The 1,663-nt window shown below is 43.0% G+C and carries 1 protein-coding gene and 1 pseudogene; one reads left to right on the top strand and one right to left on the bottom strand.

Annotated features, from left to right (window positions below; genetic code table 11):
* Positions 1 to 317, bottom strand: a pseudogene (locus tag ACESM0_RS08685) (ribonuclease D); the annotation flags it as partial.
* A 117-nt stretch (positions 318 to 434) separates the two neighbouring features.
* Between ACESM0_RS08685 and ACESM0_RS08680 the strand changes: the two are divergent.
* Positions 435 to 1,663: glycosyltransferase family 4 protein (locus ACESM0_RS08680; RefSeq protein WP_372905599.1), on the top strand; the 1,229-nt coding region annotated here is incomplete at its 3' end.

Below are 1,663 nucleotides of genomic sequence, written 5' to 3'. Positions count from 1 at the left end.
ATTCGAAGGTCGAAAATATTCTTAGGCCGGCAACCGATATGATGAAGCAAACGGTGATCTTCCTGAAATGCGAAAGCAACTTTTTCAATTTCCGGATTCTCCATAACCGGGAAAAGCTTTTCAATTTGGATCTTTTCACTCAGAGGATCAATCAAAAGGCAGTCCTCGCCATCATAAATCTGTACCAGGCAAAGGTTAAAGCCGTAGCGATATCGGTTTCGATCAAACTCAAGGTCAACAGCGATCTGATCTGTAGAAAGGAGATGTTTAACGGCGGAATGGAAATCGTCTTTTTGCTGAATGTAGCGTATGCTCATGGGTTTGCTTGGATAAATGATAATAAAGCATAAGGTATTAAGAAGTTTAATGATTGAAAAACATTCGGTTAATCAATTCATGGATGTAAATCATGTTCGAAATGAATAGTTTTAGGCATGTCACAATTGGAAAAATTACTGATCATCGGGAAAGTCTGGCCGGAACCTGACTCATCTGCTGCAGGCGGTAGAATGATGGAATTGATCGATCTATTTCAGCAGGCCGGTTACGATGTTACATTTGCAACCTCAGCATCTGACAGCGATTATGCTGTTGATTTGGCTGATTACGGTGTTCATCGAGCGGATGTTGAAATGAACAACACAACATTTAACGAATTCATCAAAGAGATGGAGCCGAATGCCGTTATGTTCGATCGGTTTATGACCGAAGAACAGTTTGGCTGGCGGGTCGCGGAGGAGTGCCCAAGTGCAGTAAGAATTTTGGATACTGAAGATCTTCATTGTCTTCGGGCAGCGCGTCAATCTGCATGGAAACAAGGGAGTGCGTTTGAACCGGAGATTCTTTTTGAGCATGACATTGCCAAGCGAGAGATCGCTAGTATTTACCGGTGTGATCTTTCGCTGATTATTTCAGAATTTGAGTTTGAGTTACTTCAAAAACAGTTTGGAGTTTCGGAAAATCTGCTTTATTACCTTCCCTTTTTGATGGAAGATTTACCGAAAGGTTCACAGATCCCATTCGAAGATCGTAGTGATTTTGTATCCATTGGCAATTTTCTGCACGAGCCGAACTGGAATGCAGTGCTCTGGCTGAAGGAGGAGATTTGGCCGCTAATCCGCCAGCAACTGCCAAATGCAAAACTGAATATTTACGGAGCTTATCCATCTCAGAAAGTACATCAGCTGCATAATCCGGGTGAAGGTTTTCTGGTACATGGCAGGGCAGAGTCGGCAGAAAAGGTGATCAACAGAGCTAGAGTTTTATTGGCGCCTTTACGCTTCGGTGCAGGACTGAAAGGAAAGCATGTGGATGCCATGAAATTTGGAACACCAAGCGTAACCACAGCGATTGGAGCAGAGGGAATTACTGATGTGAGTGTTTGGCCCGGGGCAGTTTCAGAGGATCCGGTTGATTTTGCAAAACACGCGGTTGAGCTTCATCAAAACAAGGAGGAGTGGGAGAAAGCGCAGGAATCAGGATTCGATCTGTTGAAACAGAAGTTCGATAAAACAAAGTTTACAGATGATTTTCTTAATCGTGTAGCTTTTATAAGTGAAAATCTGGAGAGTCACAGAAAGAAGAACTTTATCGGCTCGATGTTAATGCATCACTACCAGCAGGGGACCAAGTATATGTCGAAGTGGATTGAGGAGAAGAATAA

Origin of the sequence: Rhodohalobacter sp., from assembly GCF_041686455.1 — a bacterium.
Taxonomy (GTDB): domain Bacteria; phylum Bacteroidota; class Rhodothermia; order Balneolales; family Balneolaceae; genus Rhodohalobacter.
This window is presented reverse-complemented; position numbering and strand designations above follow the sequence as displayed.